Genomic DNA, 14,628 nt, shown 5'->3' on the forward strand with positions numbered 1-14,628 from the left:
GGGCACACCGAGCCTAGGCGAGGTGCCGAGTGGTGGGGCAAGAGCGTTTTGCTTACTTTTGCGCTTTTCAAAAGTGAGCCGCTGTAAGAGCGGAACCCTAAGTGGCCGTTACCTGAATAACGGATATGTACGCGGTCAGATCCAACATCCTGGTCGGCTGTCAGGCCGCCATCGCAGGCAAGCCAGCTCCCACAGTTGGATCGCGGGGTGTCAGGTAGATAGGAAGAGGCTGTCAGGCCGTCATCGCCGGCAAGCCAGCTCCCACAACAAGCTCCCTAGCCACGCATTTGTACTCAATCAAGAAGCCAACCATGCAAACGTCTAAATTCCGCAAAATCGGCATTCTGGCTATAGCGGCCGTCGCAATAGGCCTGATTATCTACACCGTAAACGCCCCCGCCGACGCCCCCCAATACCTCACCGCTACCGCCGAACGCGGCGATATCGAAAACGCGGTATTGGCCACCGGCCTGCTCGAAGGCGTCAAACAAGTCGACGTCGGCGCCCAGGTCTCTGGCCAGCTCAAGTCGCTGAAAGTCAAAGTCGGCGACAAGGTAAAGAAGGGCCAATGGCTGGCTGAAATCGACCCCTTGATCCTGCAGAACACCCTGCGCAAAGCCCAGGTCGATGAAGAAAACCTCCAGGCCCAACGCCGCGCGACAGCCGCGCAACTCAAGCAGGCCAAGTCTGTGTATGAGCGCTACAAAGGCTTGCAGGCCGACGAGTCGGTGTCGCGCCAGGATTTCGAAGACGCCGAATCGACCTACCAGGTGCAGCAGGCCAACCTGTTGTCCCTGGATGCACAGATCAAAAGCGCGCACATCCAGATCGATACCGCCAAGGTCAACCTGGCCTATACCCGCATCAACGCGCCCATCGACGGCGACGTGGTGGGCATTGTCACCCAGGAAGGCCAGACCGTGATCGCCAGCCAGTTGGCGCCCGTGCTGCTCAAGCTGGCAGACCTGGACACCATGACTGTCAAAGCCCAAGTGTCGGAAGCGGATGTGATTCATATCAGCCCCGGTCAGCAGGTGTACTTCACCATCCTCGGCGAGGCAGACAAGCGCTATTACGCCAAGCTGCGCGGCACTGAGCCGGCGCCGCAGAACTTCCTTGAAACCCAGACCGCCGGCACGCCGAAGCAAAACACTGCGGTGTTTTACAACGCGTTGTTCGACGTGCCCAACCCCGACCACCGCCTGCGCATCGCCATGACCGCCCAGGTGCGCATTGTGCTCGACACCGCCCAGGCCGCGCTGATGGTGCCCGTGGCGGCGTTGGGCGTGCGCAATGCCGATGGTCGCTACGAAGTGCGGGTGCTGGATGCCAAGGGCAAGGCGGTGGCCCGCACGGTGAAGACTGGTATCAATAACAACGTCAAGGTGCAGATCCTGGACGGCCTGGCCGAGGGCGACACCGTGGTGATCGGCGACGCCACGCCTGCCGTGGCGGGGAGCTGAGTCATGACCCAGCCTCTGTTGGAACTCAAGGGCATCACCCGCAGCTTCATGGCCGGCGAGCGCGAATTCATTGCGCTCAAGGGCATCGACCTGACCATCCATGCCGGGGAAATGCTGGCGATTATCGGCGCCTCCGGTTCGGGTAAATCAACCCTGATGAACATCCTCGGCGGCCTGGATTACGCCACTGCCGGCAGCTACAAGATCAATGGCATCGAAACCCGCTCCCTGGGCGATGAGCAACTGGCGGAGCTGCGGCGCGATTACTTCGGGTTTATCTTCCAGCGCTACCATTTGCTCGCGCACCTGAGCGCTTTGCACAACGTGGAGATGCCGGCGATCTACGCCGGCACCCCGCAAAGCCAGCGCCATAGCCGCGCTGGGGAACTGCTGGCACGCCTGGGCCTGTCGGGCCACACCAGCCACCGGCCCAGCCAACTGTCCGGCGGGCAACAGCAGCGGGTGAGTATCGCGCGGGCCTTGATGAATGGCGGTGAAGTGATCCTGGCCGACGAACCCACCGGCGCCCTCGACACCCACAGCGGCAAGGAGGTGATGCGCATCCTCGCCGAGCTGCACGCGGCGGGGCATACGGTAATTATCGTCACCCACGACCCCAAGGTCGCGGCGAACGCCCAGCGCATTGTCGAGGTGTGTGATGGCGAGATCATCAGTGACAAGGCCAACGACAGTGTCGGCCTGGAGCTGCCCGCCGAGGCGCCGGTCGAGCCCCGCCGCAGCGGTGCGCGGCGCCTGGTGGCGAGCCTGGGGTTGTTCAAGGAAGCGTTCAACATGGCGTGGGTGGCGCTGATCTCCCACCGCATGCGCACCCTGCTGACCATGCTTGGGATTGTCATCGGCATCACCTCGGTGGTGTCGATCTCGGCCATTGGCGAAGGCGCCAAGCGCTATGTGCTCAAGGACATCCAGGCCATTGGCAGCAACACCATCGATATCTTTTCCGGCACCAGTTTTGGCGACAGCCGCGCCTCGGCCATCGAGACCCTGATGCCCTCGGATGTGGAGGCCTTGAACCAGCTGTATTACGTCGACAGCGCCACGCCGGTGGTGGGGCGCAACCTGTTGTTGCGCTACGGCAATATCGACCTGGATGCCCAGGTCAATGGCGTCAGCGATCGCTACTTCAAGGTCAAGGGCCTCAAGCTTGAAGCCGGCATTGCCTTCAGCGAAAGCGATGCTCGGCGCCAGGCCCAGGTGGTGGTGATCGACCACAACACCCGCCAGCGCCTGTTCGGGCCGAACATCGACCCGCTGGGCCAGGTGATCCTGATAGGCAACCTGCCGTGCACGGTGATCGGGGTGACGGCGGACAATAAAAACATGTTCGCCGCCAGCAAGGCCCTGAACGTGTGGGTGCCGTACGAAACCGCGGCGGGCCGTCTGCTGGGCCAGCGTCATCTGGACAGCATCACCGTGCGCATCAAGGACGGCCAGCCGAGCAAGGTGGTGGAGGACAACGTCAATAAGCTCATGCTGCAACGCCACGGCACCAAGGATTTCTTCACCAACAACCTCGACAGCATTATGCAGACGGTGCAGAAAACCAGCCGCTCCCTGGCGCTGTTGCTGTCGTTGATTGCGGTGATTTCTTTGCTGGTGGGCGGTATTGGCGTGATGAATATCATGCTGGTGTCGGTCACCGAGCGCACCCGTGAAATCGGGATTCGCATGGCGGTGGGGGCGCGGCAATCGGATATTCGCCAGCAGTTTCTGGTGGAGGCGGTGATGGTATGCCTGATCGGCGGGATCATCGGGATCTCGTTGTCCTACGCCATCGGTTACCTGTTTTCGTTGTTTGTGAAGGAGTGGGAAATGGTGTTTTCGGTGGGCTCGATCATTACCGCGTTCGCCTGTTCGACGTTGATCGGCATTGTGTTTGGTTTTGTACCGGCGCGGAATGCGGCGCGGTTGGACCCGATAGAGGCACTGGCCCGGGACTGATCTGTGGGAGCTGGCAAGCCAGCTCCCACATGGGATTGTAATGATCGTTCCCACGCTCTGCGTGGGAATGCCGCCATGGACGCTCTGCGTCCACGGTGACGCAGAGCGTCACGGGATCCGTTCCCACGCGGAGCGTGGGAACGATCTTATAGGGCCGTGTCGGACTCGGTCGAGTACATCCACCGCAACAACGAATGTCGCCCGCTGATCCCCAACTTGATCGCCGCACGCTTGAGGTAGCTCTCGATGGTGTTGACCTTCAACGCCAGTTGCTCGGCCAACTCCGGCGCGGTGCGCCCGGCCAGCAGGCCCACGCACACTTCCAGTTCACGGTTGGACAGGGTCAGCCCCGATTGCACCAGACGCTCCTGGATGCGTCGGCGTAAGGTGTCGATGCCCTGGTGTTGAGGCACTGCGCACGGGCTGTCTGGGAGCGATGGCTGCAGCGCGGTGATGTGTTTTTCCACCATGGGCAGCAACAGCGTGGAGAAGTCCTGGAGCATGCTGCGTTCCTGCGCAGAAAAACTGTCGCAGGGGTGCGAACGGTACACCGACAGTACGTAGCGCACATCGTCCTTGCGGCGCGTGAGGTGCAATTGGGCGGCAAGTGGCTCGCTGCCCAGGGCCGCCGCCGAATCGGTGTACACCGGGCTGATCTTGCGGCGGCCAAGGCCTTCGCGGCTGACGTGCAATTGGGTGATATGGGTGGCGTCCACTGCCAGTTGGGTGAGGATCAGGTCATGCAGCATACGTGGGAAATGGCGGCTGCCGGTGCTGGCGATGACCTTGCCTATCTGTGGGAACAGGTGTGAGTTCATCAATTCGTCCATGAGTTTCGTGCAGGTATTCGGCCTTATAGCGACGGGGGTTAAGAAGGTAACCAATGTGAATAACCTGTAGTGATAATGCGTCCCGCCGCTGACATGCTAGTACAGGCTGGCTAAAGGAGGGGGATCCAATCTGCGAAAAAAAGCATTAAACAAGTAGAACGGCAGTCGGATCCTTCCGACCGCCGCCCAGGCACCGCAAAACGCACGGCTTGAGGCGCTATTTCATCGCATAAGCCGCTGTCGCGGCTGGCCGCAGGTTGGCACCGCTGCACTTGGCCAGGGCCTGTTGGATATCCGCCAGCAGGTCGGTCACGTCTTCAAGCCCCACCGACAAACGCACCAGGCCCTCGCTGATACCGTGCTGCGCAAGTTGCTCGGGGGTGTAGGTGGAGTGGGTCATGCTCGCCGGGTGTTGGGCCAGTGATTCGGCATCCCCCAGGCTGACCGCACGGGTGAACAGTTGCAGCGCGTTCATGAAGCGCTGGCCGGTTTCGATGCCACCCTTGAGTTCAAAGGCAATCATGCCGCCAGGCAGTTTCATTTGCCGGGTTGCCAGTTCGTACTGTGGGAAGGAACGCAGACCGGGGTAGGTCACCCACTGCACGGCCGGGTGTGCCTGCAATGCCTCGGCCACCGCCTGGGCGTTGCTGCAATGGCGGTCCATGCGCAGGGCCAGGGTCTTGAGGCCGCGCATCAACAACGACGCGTCCTGGGGTGACATCACCGCGCCGGTCAGGTCCTTGAGCCCTTGCAGGCGAATACGCTGCGCCAGGGTTTGGTTGCTCACGGCGATGCCCGCGGTGATGTCGCCGTGGCCGCTGAGGTATTTGGTGGCCGAGTGCACCACCACATCGGCGCCCAGTTCCAGGGGCCGTTGCAGGTAGGGGGTGCAGTAAGTGTTATCGACCACCACGGTGACGTTCGGCTGTTGATGGGCCAGCTCGGCCACGGCGGCGATGTCGATCAGGCGCAGGTTGGGGTTGGCCGGGGTCTCGCAGTAGAGCATGCGGGTGGCCGGGGAGAGGGCTGCTTGCAGGGCGGTGAGGTCGGTCAGGTCGACATGCCGCACCTTGATGCCGAATTCGCCCAGGCCATGGTGCAACAGGGCGAAGGTACAGCCGTAAAGCGTTTGGCTGACGATGATCTCGTCGCCCGGGCGCAACAGGGTCCAGAACGTTGCGGCAATCGCGCCCATGCCGGAGCTGAATGCTACGGCGGCCTCGCCGTTTTCCAGGCTGGCCATGCGTGACTCCAGCAGGGCCAGGGTGGGGTTGGAAATGCGTGTATAGAAGTGGCCGCTGGCTTCGCCGGCAAAGCAGGCGGCGCCGTATTCGACGGTGGGGAAGGCGAAGGTGGCAGACAAGTAGATGGGTGGAACGAGGGCGCCGTGATGGTCAACAGGGTCATAGCCATGGTGAATGGCACGGGTGCAAAAGCCGAAGCTGGTGTGTTTAGTGTGCATGTCGGGCGCTCCTTATTTCCTACAATGCTATGCTCATAACCACAGATGAACTTTGCATAAAAGCCTGGAAAAACCCGCGTTTGTGGATCAAACATCGATAAAAATAATGATTAGAGGCACGTTATGCCCATCAAGCTGGACCGTACGGACAAAGCCCTTTTAAACGCGCTGCAAGGCAACGCCCGCCTGACCGTGGCCGAGTTGGCCGAGCGGGTGGCCCTCACCACCTCACCGTGTTGGCGCCGGGTGCGCACCCTGGAGGAGAGCGGGGTGATCAGTGGCTACCAGGCGATCCTTTCTCCCAAGGCGCTGGGTTATGGGGTGACCGCGTTTGTCAGCATCATGATGGAGAGCCACACCCAGGAAATCGCCCGCGCGTTCGAGCAGCGCCTGTTGGCGATTCCGGAGATTGTGGCGTGCCATAACGTCTCGGGCCGCTATGATTTTTTGCTGGAAGTGGTGGCCAAAGACCTGGAATCGTTTGGCGAGTTTGCCCGGGAGGTTTTGCAGACCTTGCCCTGCGTCAAGGAGATCTATTCGAGTTTTTCATACAAGTCGGTGCGGCCGTTACGGGTGATTCCACTGCCGGGTTGACGGGGGGCTTACGGCGCGAGCCGATGTGTATGCACCTGACGCCCGCGATCCAACTGTGGGAGCTGGCTTGCCTGCGATGGCGGCCTGCCAGCCGCCACCTATCTACCTGGCACCCCACGATTAACCTGTGGGAGCGGGCTTGCTCGCGAAGGCGGCCTGGCAGGCGACACAGTTGGATTGTGTACATATCCATTCCTGCGGTAACGGCCACCTAGGGTTCCGCCCTGACGGCGGCTCACTTTGCAAAAGCGGCAAAGTAAGCAAAACGCTCTTGCCCCACCACTCGGCACCTCGCTAGGGCTCGGTGTGCCCGAACGCAGGCTTGAATCCGTGGGCCGCCGCCACGCGCCATCCATGGCGCGGGGCGGCTAACCCGGCGTCCTGCCGGGTTACCCACGAATTCAAGCCTGCGTTCGGCCAGCGTGGTTTAACGGGGCGCCTGAGATCAAGATCACAAGCAGATCAAGATCAAGAGCTACTCGCTTCGCATCGTGGTTAGGTCGGGGGTGGGGGGCTTTTGCTTTTGTGTGCCACCCCATGCAACAACAGCGCCTCAAACACCCGCTGCACCCGTGGTTCATCACTGTGGGCCACATTGAAGCGCATCGAGTCGCGATGGGCCGGGTCGTAGCCGAACAGTGCACCGGGCGCCAGCACCATGCTGCGTTTCAACGCCTCCTGGGCCAGCAGTTCTCCGTTCACCCCCTTCGGCAGGCGCGCCCAGATGAACATCCCGCCTTCATACGCCATGGGCAGTTCGCACCCGCAGCGTTTGAGCCATTGTTCGACGCGCCCTCCGGCTTCCATCAGGCGCTGCACCATGCGTTTGCGGTGTTTGGCGTAGCTGCCTTCGCTGAGCATGCGGTAGACGATCTGCTCGAACAGTTCGGAGGTCACGCCGCCGCTCATCAATTTCATATTGGTGAGGTTGGCGGCCAGTTGCGGCGCGGCCACGACGTAGCTGACGCGGGTGTTGGCGCTGAGGATCTTGGAGAACCCCGACAGGTAGGTGACCTGCTCCAGCCCGGCGACGGCGGCCAGGCGTGGGGGTGGGTTGGGGTGAAGGTCGCCATAAAGATCATCCTCGACGATATGGCAGTGATATTGCTGGGTCAGTTGCAGCAGGCGAAACGCCTGGCTGGGGCTGAAGGAATGCCCGGTGGGGTTATGCAGAACGCTGGTGGTCAGGTAAAGGCTGGGGCGGTGTTCGGCCAGCAACTGTTCGAGGGCCGCGAAATCGAACCCATCGGGGCGGCGCTCAATGGTAACGACCTTGACCCCATGCAGCGCCAGGTTGGCGTGGAAGTTGAAATAGCACGGCGCGTCGAGCAACACCGTGTCGCCAGGGCGGGCGAGCAGACGCATGAGCATGTCCAGGCCCTGCACGGTATTGGGGGTGGTGATGATTTGTTCCACCGGCACCGACAAGCCTTCGCCATGGAGTTTCTGTTGCAGCGCCTGGCGCAACGGCAACAGCCCCGCCGGCGTGCCCAGCCCGGCGATGCGCAGCGACGGCGCACGCACCACGCTGCGCATGGCCTGGCGGATCGCTTCGCCATTGAGCCAGTCCTCCGGCAAGTGCCCGCCGCCGGGGCGCAGTTCGCCACTGGCGGTGACCAGCGGGCGACGCAATACGCTGAGCAGGTCCTGGGGCAACAAGTCGACCCAGGTCGCCGTCGCCGGCCGGGCGCTGTCCATCGCCACGAAGTAGCCACGGCCCTGGCTTGAGGTGAGCAAATGGCGACCGCGCAGGCGGTCCAGTGCCTCATTGAGGGTGAACTTGCTGACGCCGAGGATCTGGGTCAGCTCACGCACGGATGGCAGTTTGCTTCCCGGTGCCCATTCGCCATTTTCGATGGCGTGGCTGAACGCTTCGACGATCTGCTGGACCTTGGGCGTGCCTTCTACAAAATCGATGGCGGATACAAACATGACGCGTCCTTGTGTTTGCCGGTGCTTTTACCGGTGAAGTTAGGCCGGATTAGGCATTACTTTACCTGCCTTGCGCAATGCCACTCCCCTAGACTGCGCGGCATCTCGCCAGGAGATGGCGAAATTTCCTACACCTGAGCAATGGATTCTGCATTTCCATGAAGACTTATATGTGCGCACCCTGCGGTTTTATGTACGTAGAAGAATTGGGTATTCCGGAGGACGGAATTCCCGCAGGCACCCCTTGGGAAGAGGTGCCTGACGACTGGACATGCCCGGATTGCGGCGTGACCAAGGCTGATTTCATGGCCATCAATCTTCCTGAACGTCAATTCGCCTGACACTCCATCAACGAAAGGAATCGCTCCATGGAAAGCAAACTGATCAACGCCACCGTACCGTTCTGCACCGGCGTAGCTCATCAGAAATACCTCGGCGCCGAAAAGGGCCTGCAAACCGCCATCGAAGGTGAGTGCACCCACTGGTATATCGACGGCAGCCTGTTTGGCGAAATGGTCGACGACTGGACCGATGCGCGTATCGAAGCCCTGCAAGCACAAATCGCAGCCACTGGCGCCAAGCCGATCTTTCACGGCAACTTCAAGGCGCCGTTGGGCAGTGATGTCGAAGCCTTCCGTAGCGCGGCCGTGGAGTATGTGAAGAAAGAAATCGACATCGCCAGCCGCCTGGGCGCGCCGTTGATCATTCACGGCGGTTGCATCGTCGAGCCGAAAATGGTGCTGATGGCCAAGAAGGTTGCCCTGGAACATTACCTCAAGTCGGTGCAGGAACTGGCGCGCTACGCCGAGGCCAAGGGCACGGATATCTACCTGGAAAACCTGTCCAACTACGTCAACTATCGGCCGTTCCACTACATTTTTACCCATGAAGCGGAATACGCCTTTGTGTTCGAGCGCCTGCAAGCCCACCGCAATGTGTACTTCTTCCTCGATGCTGGCCACGCCAACATTGAGAACGGCCTGCCGGCAGAAGTGGTGCGCAAGTATCACCACCTGATCAAGGGCATCTCTTTCAGCAACAACAACGGCGTGCAAGACCAGCACTTCGGGATCCATGACGGTAACTGTGATTACGCCGATGTAGTGCAGGCCATTGTCGAGACCAACTGGAAGGGCCTGGTGGCGTTTGAAACCCGTAACCAGACCGCCAAGGCCGCGCTGGCTGACCTGGCGGTGATGTACCGCGAGTCCCTGACGACTGAAATCGCCGTCGCCTGACCGGCCTGGGGCGGGCGCTTGAGGCACTCGCCCCGTTGCTGTTGTTCTCTTAATTCAAGGTCCCTGGCCATGACAAGTGCGTTAACCCTGTCGTCGTTTCTCTACTTTTTGCTGTTTTGCGCCACCATGACCTTCAGCCCCGGCCCCATGACCTTGTTGTTGCTGAGCCTGGGCCTGAAGGACGGCCTGCGCAGTTCGATCCCGGCGCAGATCGGCGCCAGTGTGTCTTACCTGATTTCCATCCTGATCTTTGCCGTGGGCTTCTCGGAACTGATCAAGGGCAACCTTGCCATTACCCAGACCATCCAGTTTGTCGGTGTGGCCTATATTCTCTACCTGGCCTACAAGCAGTGGACCAGCAGCGGTGTGTCGATCAACAACGCGGGTGCTGTGGAGGGCTCGCGCAGCCTGTTTGGCAAAGGGCTGTTGACCGGGTTTTCCAACCCCAAGACCATCATCATGTTCAGCGCCGTGTTCCCGCAGTTTGCCGGCGCCGGTGAACACAGCTCGGCGGCGGACATCGCCATTCTCGGGGCAACCTTCCTGCTGCTGCAATTTGCCAGCGGTTGCCTGTATTGCTATTTCGGCCAGCGCATCAAGCACGTGCTGGAAAACCCCAAGCGCCGGGTGCTGTTGCAGCGGATCACAGCGGTGTTGCTGCTGGGCGTCGCCTTGATGCTGGCACGTGGGTTTTCGCACTGAAGTATTAGCCAATAAGCGGTAGTGGCGATTTGACGTCGCCCTGTTAGACTCCAGGCATTCACCCAGGATCGCCCCCACCATGCCAGCCGTCGGAGGAAAAGGACTTCCACTCGCTTTGCGCTTGTACAAATCTCGTCTGCTGGGGCTGACGCTCGGCTTTGTGTGCGTGGCGTTCGGCATGTATCCGTTGAACCCCTCCCTGTGGGTGTGGGCCTGGATGCTGATCAATGCCTTTGCGTGGCCGCACCTGGCTTTTCAATGCTCGTTGCGCTCGGCCAATACCTTGCGCAGCGAACGCCGCAGCCTGTTGTTCGATTCCTTTTGCGGTGGGTTCTGGGTTGGCGCGATGCACTTCAACCCGCTGCCCAGCGTCACCACCCTGTCGATGATGAGCATGAACAACGTCGCCATCGGCGGGCCGCGCTTCCTGTTCGCGGGTTGGGCGGCGCAGGCGCTGGGGCTGGGCACCGCGTTGCTGCTGTTCACACCTGGGTTTATCGCCGTGACCACCCAGCCCCAGCTGTATGCCTGCCTGCCGATCCTGATGCTGTATCCCCTGGCCCTGGGTTGGATCTGCTATCGCCAGGCCGTCACCTTGGCCCGGCATAAACGTGAACTGCTGGCCTTGAGCCGCACCGACAGCCTGTCGGGCCTGCTCAACCACGGCGCCTGGAAGGACCATCTGGATCTCGAGTTTCAACGTTGCCGCCGTGGCCCGGCCGGTGCCGCCATCGCGTTGATCGACATCGACCACTTCAAGACCATCAACGACACCTACGGCCATGTGACCGGCGATATCGTCCTGCGCCAACTGAGCAAAGTGCTGCGCCAGAACCTGCGCGCCACCGACCTGGCCGGCCGTTATGGCGGCGATGAGTTCTGTGTAATCCTGCCAGACATGCCCCTCAACCGTGCCACCGAGGTGATGGAGGCCTTGCGCGGTCGCTTCAACGCCTTGGCCTACGCTCAGGACCCTACGCTGCGGGTGAGCTTGAGCATCGGGCTGGCGCCGTACCAGCCGAGCCACGCCGACTCCATCAGTTGGCTCAACGATGCCGACCAGGCGCTGTACGAGGCCAAGAGCAGCGGGCGCAACCGGGTCAGTTCGGTACAGGGCAGTTGGTTGCGGTCAGTTTAGTGGGGTAGGGTGGCGGGCACCCTCCAACAAAAAACAAGGATCGGTCCATGCTCTTCACCTTCCCGCGTACCCTGTTGGCCGCTACCCTGGCCTTGTCTTTCAGCCTGCCGGCCTACAGCGCCCAGCCTCATAAACAGATCCAGCAACAGGCCGAACAATACAAGGCCCAAGCCTTGAAGCTGCTGGAGCGCCTGGTGAATATCGACTCGGGTTCAGGCTACGAGCCGGGCCTGACCCAAGTGCGCGATATCGCCGTGGATGAGTTGAAACAGTTGGGTTTCACCATCGAACTGGTGCCGGATAAAGCCGCCAATAACAGCCATGTGGTTGCCACCCTCAAAGGCACCGGCAAGGCCAAGATCCTGTTGATGGCCCATATGGACACCGTATTCAAGGAAGGCTCGGCTGCCGAGCGCCCCTTCCACATCAAGGACGGCCGCGCCTACGGCCCCGGCGTGATGGATGACAAGGGCGGCATCGTCGCGGGCATCTACGCGCTCAAAGTCCTCAAAAACCAGGGATTCAAGGATTACGCGCAGATCACCTTCCTGCTCGACGCCAGCGAAGAAACCGGCTCCGACGCCGCCTCCGAACTGATCCGCAACACTGCCAAGGGCCACGACGTGACCTTGAACCTGGAACCTGGCCGCCCCGCCGACGGCCTGGTGGTGTGGCGCAAAGGCAGCGCCACCGCCGTGGTCGAAGTCAAAGGCAAGGCCGCCCACGCCGGCGTCGCCCCGGAACTGGGACGCAACGCCGCGATGGAAGCTGCACACCAGATCCTACAGCTGGGCAAGCTGGGCGATGAAGACAAGAAAACCACCATCAACTTCACCGTGCTCAAGGCCGGTGACCGCACCAACGTCATCCCTGACCAGGCCACCGCCAAGGCCGACGTGCGTGCGGCCTTGCCGGAAGAGTTCGACCGGATCGAGAAAGACCTGGCCCGGGTTTCAGCCAACAAATTGATCCCGGAAACCGAAGTGAAAACCAGCCTGCAGCGCGGCCTGCCACCGATGCCACAGACGGCCGAGTCGGATAAGTTGGTGGCGATGGCCCAAGGGATTTATGGCGAACTGGGACGCAAGTTGACCATCGAAGGCAGCGGCGGCGCGGCGGATGCCAGCTTGTCCGCCGGGGTAGGCACGCCGACGTTGGATGGGTTTGGGATAGTGGGGGGCAATATTCATACGCCGGAGGAATATGCAGAGGTGGAGAGTGTGGTACCGCGGGTTTATTTGTTGAGTCGGATGATTATGGAGTTGTCCAAGCGCTGATCAGAGCACTGGATGATCTAACGAAGCAGATTTGAATGTGGGAGGAATGCCCCTCAGGCAAACGCAGATCCCCTGTGGGAGCGGGCTTGCCCGCGAAGGCGGTGTGTCAGTCGCAGAATCTATCACTGCACTACCGCTTTCGCAGGCAAGCCAGCTCCCACATTTGGTATTTGTTGATTTGAGCGTTGTGTTCGCTTGACTGATTGGCATTGGGGCTTGCCCCGTCCCACATTGAGTACTCGGTGTATTCAATGTGGAAGTCACCCTGTGGCAGGGTCTTCGAGGCTGGCTTTTTGGAGGTCTTCTTTCCACCATTCATTAGTTAATCTATAAATTTCTTCGAAAAAACCTTTTGGATTGTCCATTTCACTCCATCCCCACGGCAGGGTGCAATAATAGCCGGGAGCCTGTCTCAATAAGTGCGAAAAATCAAAGGTTTCGTCGCTAAGTGCAGCCCCCAATTTGTCGCATAAAACCTTGCGATGTCGATAGCTTAGATCTGAAGATTTCTCAATTATGTATTTTTTGATCAGTCGTCTTCTGTCTGTGTCAAGGTTGATGTCGTAACGTGCAAACTCTTCACCTAAAGTCTCTTCGCGATCATAAATATCGAACGGGCTGAGTAAGTGTCGAAGTTTCGGTGCGTACGGGATATCTAGAAAAGGGTGTTTCAGCATTGGTCATTACTCACAGGGAATACGGTATAAAGTTCTTTGGTTTCGCGATCAAATTTTGCGATCGCTGCATCCATGTTTTCATCAAGTATTGGATTGTTTCGGTCAGAAGGGTTTGGTATGTATCCTCTTCCGCAACCCTGCATTTCGATTCGGACAACTGGGTTGCCGTAGTAATCTTCCCCGGTAAAAGGCGGTAGGTTGCGTTCTGCTCTGGTGGTTACCTCATTTAGTACAGCGAGTTGCGCTCGATGACTTTTAAACTGCGTACTTAACTGCATAGGATTTTTCCTTTAGTGGCGGTGCTGATTTGTTTAGGGGGGCGATCGATTATTTTTTGAGGAGTAAGTAGTTCTCAATTTTTCTTACGATGTGGCTCAGCCAAAGCGGCCCTGATGCCCACTCGTGCGGATAGTAATAATAGCAATACTGTTTGTGTAGCAGGTTCTCCAAAAGATTTGATTCGTTTGTATAGTATTTGAGCAGTTCTAGAATTTCTTCTTTTACGGTGATGATTACATCCGTAGATGAGTCTAGTAGAAAAGCATCAATGACCTCGTCAGCTGTGGCGTGCTCATCTACCCAGTCTTGATGGAAGTAAGCTCCAAAGAATTGCTGAAGTTCAGTTAGTTGTTTGTTCATTTTTCTATTGGGTATCCTGTCAGTAAAAGGTAGCCGTCTGGCATTTTTGGTTTTCGAATTAAAACTAGCATAAACTTATAAACAGGTATGGATTCTGTGGTGCCTCTTATAACGCTCAACCCTACGGGTTGGCTCGAATGCTCTCTGATAATATGCTTGTCCTTCGTTCCTTGTAGGAATTTGGATATTTCCTGACTGTGCGAAGCCAAGCTTTTGGATACAAGTGCTTCTGCGTCTTCTAAAGTTTTGAACGTAGACGCTGCAGGTATATGTGGCTCCACCTCAAGCCTTTCTACCAATTGATAGTCAGTCCGCTCTACGTGCTTCTTAATCAGATGTCCGCCTGCTTTTTCATGCCCGTCTAGTACGCCGCTGGGTATTTTTTTTGCTGGAGCGTCGATTTTTGAGCCAGGACAAATTCCAACCTTACAGCTCAGCCCTAAGGGATCTACCCATCCCGTCGGGTTGGGCACGTACCGGTACCCATTGATCCCACCCGCCAACTTCACCGGATCCGGTGTCAGGTAGCGACCAATATCCGGATTGTAGTAGCGATGGCGGTTGTAGTGCAGGCCGCTTTCCTGATCGAAATACTGCCCTTGAAACCGCAGCGGGTTGTCGATTTTGCCCACGTCGAGCCGGGCGATCTGGCCGTAGGCGCGGTAGTGGGCGGACCAGACGATTTCGCCTTCGGTGTCGGTCAGTTCTTGCGGA

At 59.1% G+C, this 14,628-nt stretch carries 15 protein-coding genes; 8 read left to right on the forward strand and 7 right to left on the reverse strand.

Translation table 11 applies throughout. The annotated features are described in order from the left end of the window. The first annotated feature begins 311 nt into the window (after nucleotides 1-311). Nucleotides 312-1,463 carry a macrolide transporter subunit MacA gene (macA, locus tag ODQ19_RS22705; RefSeq protein ID WP_330211275.1) on the forward strand — a complete coding sequence of 384 codons (1,152 nt, stop codon included), beginning with the start codon at nucleotides 312-314 and terminating at the stop codon, nucleotides 1,461-1,463. A gap of 3 nt (nucleotides 1,464-1,466) precedes the next feature. Continuing rightward, the gene (locus ODQ19_RS22710; RefSeq protein ID WP_330211276.1) at nucleotides 1,467-3,425 is read left to right on the forward strand and encodes a MacB family efflux pump subunit; all 1,959 of its coding nucleotides are present in this window, start codon (nucleotides 1,467-1,469) and stop codon (nucleotides 3,423-3,425) included. 146 nt (nucleotides 3,426-3,571) lie between these two features. Here the strand turns inward: ODQ19_RS22710 and ODQ19_RS22715 are convergent, their stop codons facing one another. Together ODQ19_RS22715 and ODQ19_RS22720 are read right to left on the reverse strand one after the other, a co-directional pair. Further along, nucleotides 3,572-4,243 carry a helix-turn-helix transcriptional regulator gene (locus ODQ19_RS22715; RefSeq protein ID WP_330211277.1) on the reverse strand — a complete coding sequence of 224 codons (672 nt, stop codon included), beginning with the start codon at nucleotides 4,241-4,243 and terminating at the stop codon, nucleotides 3,572-3,574. Nucleotides 4,244-4,472: 229 nt separating this feature from the next. Further along, entirely contained in the window at nucleotides 4,473-5,717 is a 1,245-nt protein-coding gene (locus ODQ19_RS22720; RefSeq protein ID WP_330211278.1) for a methionine gamma-lyase, read from the reverse strand. 123 nt (nucleotides 5,718-5,840) lie between these two features. Here ODQ19_RS22720 and ODQ19_RS22725 point away from each other — a divergent pair, with 123 nt between their 5' ends. Continuing rightward, complete coding sequence (locus tag ODQ19_RS22725) at nucleotides 5,841-6,311, forward strand: Lrp/AsnC family transcriptional regulator (protein WP_014718112.1); 471 nt, start codon at nucleotides 5,841-5,843, stop codon at nucleotides 6,309-6,311. Between the two features lie 495 nt (nucleotides 6,312-6,806). Here ODQ19_RS22725 and ODQ19_RS22730 read toward each other — a convergent pair whose 3' ends face one another. Beyond that, complete coding sequence (locus ODQ19_RS22730; protein WP_330211279.1) at nucleotides 6,807-8,243, reverse strand: aminotransferase-like domain-containing protein; 1,437 nt, start codon at nucleotides 8,241-8,243, stop codon at nucleotides 6,807-6,809. 158 nt (nucleotides 8,244-8,401) lie between these two features. Between ODQ19_RS22730 and ODQ19_RS22735 the strand changes: the two genes are divergently transcribed. The 5 genes from ODQ19_RS22735 to ODQ19_RS22755 all read left to right on the forward strand — a co-directional run bounded on the left by ODQ19_RS22735 (nucleotide 8,402) and on the right by ODQ19_RS22755 (nucleotide 12,598). Then, nucleotides 8,402-8,584 carry a rubredoxin gene (locus tag ODQ19_RS22735; protein ID WP_116665644.1) on the forward strand — a complete coding sequence of 61 codons (183 nt, stop codon included), beginning with the start codon at nucleotides 8,402-8,404 and terminating at the stop codon, nucleotides 8,582-8,584. Nucleotides 8,585-8,611: 27 nt separating this feature from the next. After that, nucleotides 8,612-9,481 carry a sugar phosphate isomerase/epimerase family protein gene (locus ODQ19_RS22740; RefSeq protein WP_330211280.1) on the forward strand — a complete coding sequence of 290 codons (870 nt, stop codon included), beginning with the start codon at nucleotides 8,612-8,614 and terminating at the stop codon, nucleotides 9,479-9,481. Nucleotides 9,482-9,550: 69 nt separating this feature from the next. Beyond that, nucleotides 9,551-10,183 carry a LysE family translocator gene (locus ODQ19_RS22745; RefSeq protein WP_116665646.1) on the forward strand — a complete coding sequence of 211 codons (633 nt, stop codon included), beginning with the start codon at nucleotides 9,551-9,553 and terminating at the stop codon, nucleotides 10,181-10,183. Nucleotides 10,184-10,262: 79 nt separating this feature from the next. Continuing rightward, nucleotides 10,263-11,321: a diguanylate cyclase gene (locus tag ODQ19_RS22750; RefSeq protein WP_330211281.1), complete on the forward strand. Its 1,059-nt coding sequence runs from the start codon at nucleotides 10,263-10,265 to the stop codon at nucleotides 11,319-11,321. Between the two features lie 47 nt (nucleotides 11,322-11,368). Next, nucleotides 11,369-12,598: a M20/M25/M40 family metallo-hydrolase gene (locus ODQ19_RS22755; protein ID WP_330211282.1), complete on the forward strand. Its 1,230-nt coding sequence runs from the start codon at nucleotides 11,369-11,371 to the stop codon at nucleotides 12,596-12,598. A gap of 260 nt (nucleotides 12,599-12,858) precedes the next feature. Here ODQ19_RS22755 and ODQ19_RS22760 read toward each other — a convergent pair whose 3' ends face one another. The 4 genes from ODQ19_RS22760 to ODQ19_RS22775 all read right to left on the reverse strand — a co-directional run. Continuing rightward, on the reverse strand, nucleotides 12,859-13,275 hold the full coding sequence (locus ODQ19_RS22760; protein WP_330211283.1) for a hypothetical protein: 417 nt from the start codon (nucleotides 13,273-13,275) through the stop codon (nucleotides 12,859-12,861). Then, the gene (locus tag ODQ19_RS22765) at nucleotides 13,269-13,553 is read right to left on the reverse strand and encodes a hypothetical protein (protein ID WP_080643481.1); all 285 of its coding nucleotides are present in this window, start codon (nucleotides 13,551-13,553) and stop codon (nucleotides 13,269-13,271) included. The genes ODQ19_RS22760 and ODQ19_RS22765 overlap by 7 nt, the downstream gene beginning before the upstream one ends. A 49-nt stretch (nucleotides 13,554-13,602) precedes the next feature. Beyond that, nucleotides 13,603-13,914, reverse strand: a complete 312-nt coding sequence (locus ODQ19_RS22770; RefSeq protein ID WP_330211284.1) for a contact-dependent growth inhibition system immunity protein — start codon at nucleotides 13,912-13,914, stop codon at nucleotides 13,603-13,605. Further along, nucleotides 13,911-14,628 (reverse strand): RHS repeat-associated core domain-containing protein (locus ODQ19_RS22775; RefSeq protein WP_330211285.1); only part of this gene is annotated, 718 nt, incomplete at its 5' end. The genes ODQ19_RS22770 and ODQ19_RS22775, both read right to left, overlap by 4 nt.

Origin of the sequence: Pseudomonas sp. AM4(2022) (genome assembly GCF_036346515.1) — a bacterium.
GTDB classification, from domain to species: domain Bacteria; phylum Pseudomonadota; class Gammaproteobacteria; order Pseudomonadales; family Pseudomonadaceae; genus Aquipseudomonas; species Aquipseudomonas paracarnis.

Excerpts from the sequence above, each read along its gene's own strand:
- macA (WP_330211275.1), top strand. The coding sequence starts at position 312 with ATGCAAACGTCTAAATTCCGCAAAATCGGCATTCTGGCTATAGCGGCC.
- ODQ19_RS22710 (WP_330211276.1), top strand. The coding sequence starts at position 1,467 with ATGACCCAGCCTCTGTTGGAACTCAAGGGCATCACCCGCAGCTTCATG.
- ODQ19_RS22715 (WP_330211277.1), bottom strand. The coding sequence starts at position 4,243 with ATGAACTCACACCTGTTCCCACAGATAGGCAAGGTCATCGCCAGCACC.
- ODQ19_RS22720 (WP_330211278.1), bottom strand. The coding sequence starts at position 5,717 with ATGCACACTAAACACACCAGCTTCGGCTTTTGCACCCGTGCCATTCAC.
- ODQ19_RS22725 (WP_014718112.1), top strand. The coding sequence starts at position 5,841 with ATGCCCATCAAGCTGGACCGTACGGACAAAGCCCTTTTAAACGCGCTG.
- ODQ19_RS22730 (WP_330211279.1), bottom strand. The coding sequence starts at position 8,243 with ATGTTTGTATCCGCCATCGATTTTGTAGAAGGCACGCCCAAGGTCCAG.
- ODQ19_RS22735 (WP_116665644.1), top strand. The coding sequence starts at position 8,402 with ATGAAGACTTATATGTGCGCACCCTGCGGTTTTATGTACGTAGAAGAA.
- ODQ19_RS22740 (WP_330211280.1), top strand. The coding sequence starts at position 8,612 with ATGGAAAGCAAACTGATCAACGCCACCGTACCGTTCTGCACCGGCGTA.
- ODQ19_RS22745 (WP_116665646.1), top strand. The coding sequence starts at position 9,551 with ATGACAAGTGCGTTAACCCTGTCGTCGTTTCTCTACTTTTTGCTGTTT.
- ODQ19_RS22750 (WP_330211281.1), top strand. The coding sequence starts at position 10,263 with ATGCCAGCCGTCGGAGGAAAAGGACTTCCACTCGCTTTGCGCTTGTAC.
- ODQ19_RS22755 (WP_330211282.1), top strand. The coding sequence starts at position 11,369 with ATGCTCTTCACCTTCCCGCGTACCCTGTTGGCCGCTACCCTGGCCTTG.
- ODQ19_RS22760 (WP_330211283.1), bottom strand. The coding sequence starts at position 13,275 with ATGCTGAAACACCCTTTTCTAGATATCCCGTACGCACCGAAACTTCGA.
- ODQ19_RS22765 (WP_080643481.1), bottom strand. The coding sequence starts at position 13,553 with ATGCAGTTAAGTACGCAGTTTAAAAGTCATCGAGCGCAACTCGCTGTA.
- ODQ19_RS22770 (WP_330211284.1), bottom strand. The coding sequence starts at position 13,914 with ATGAACAAACAACTAACTGAACTTCAGCAATTCTTTGGAGCTTACTTC.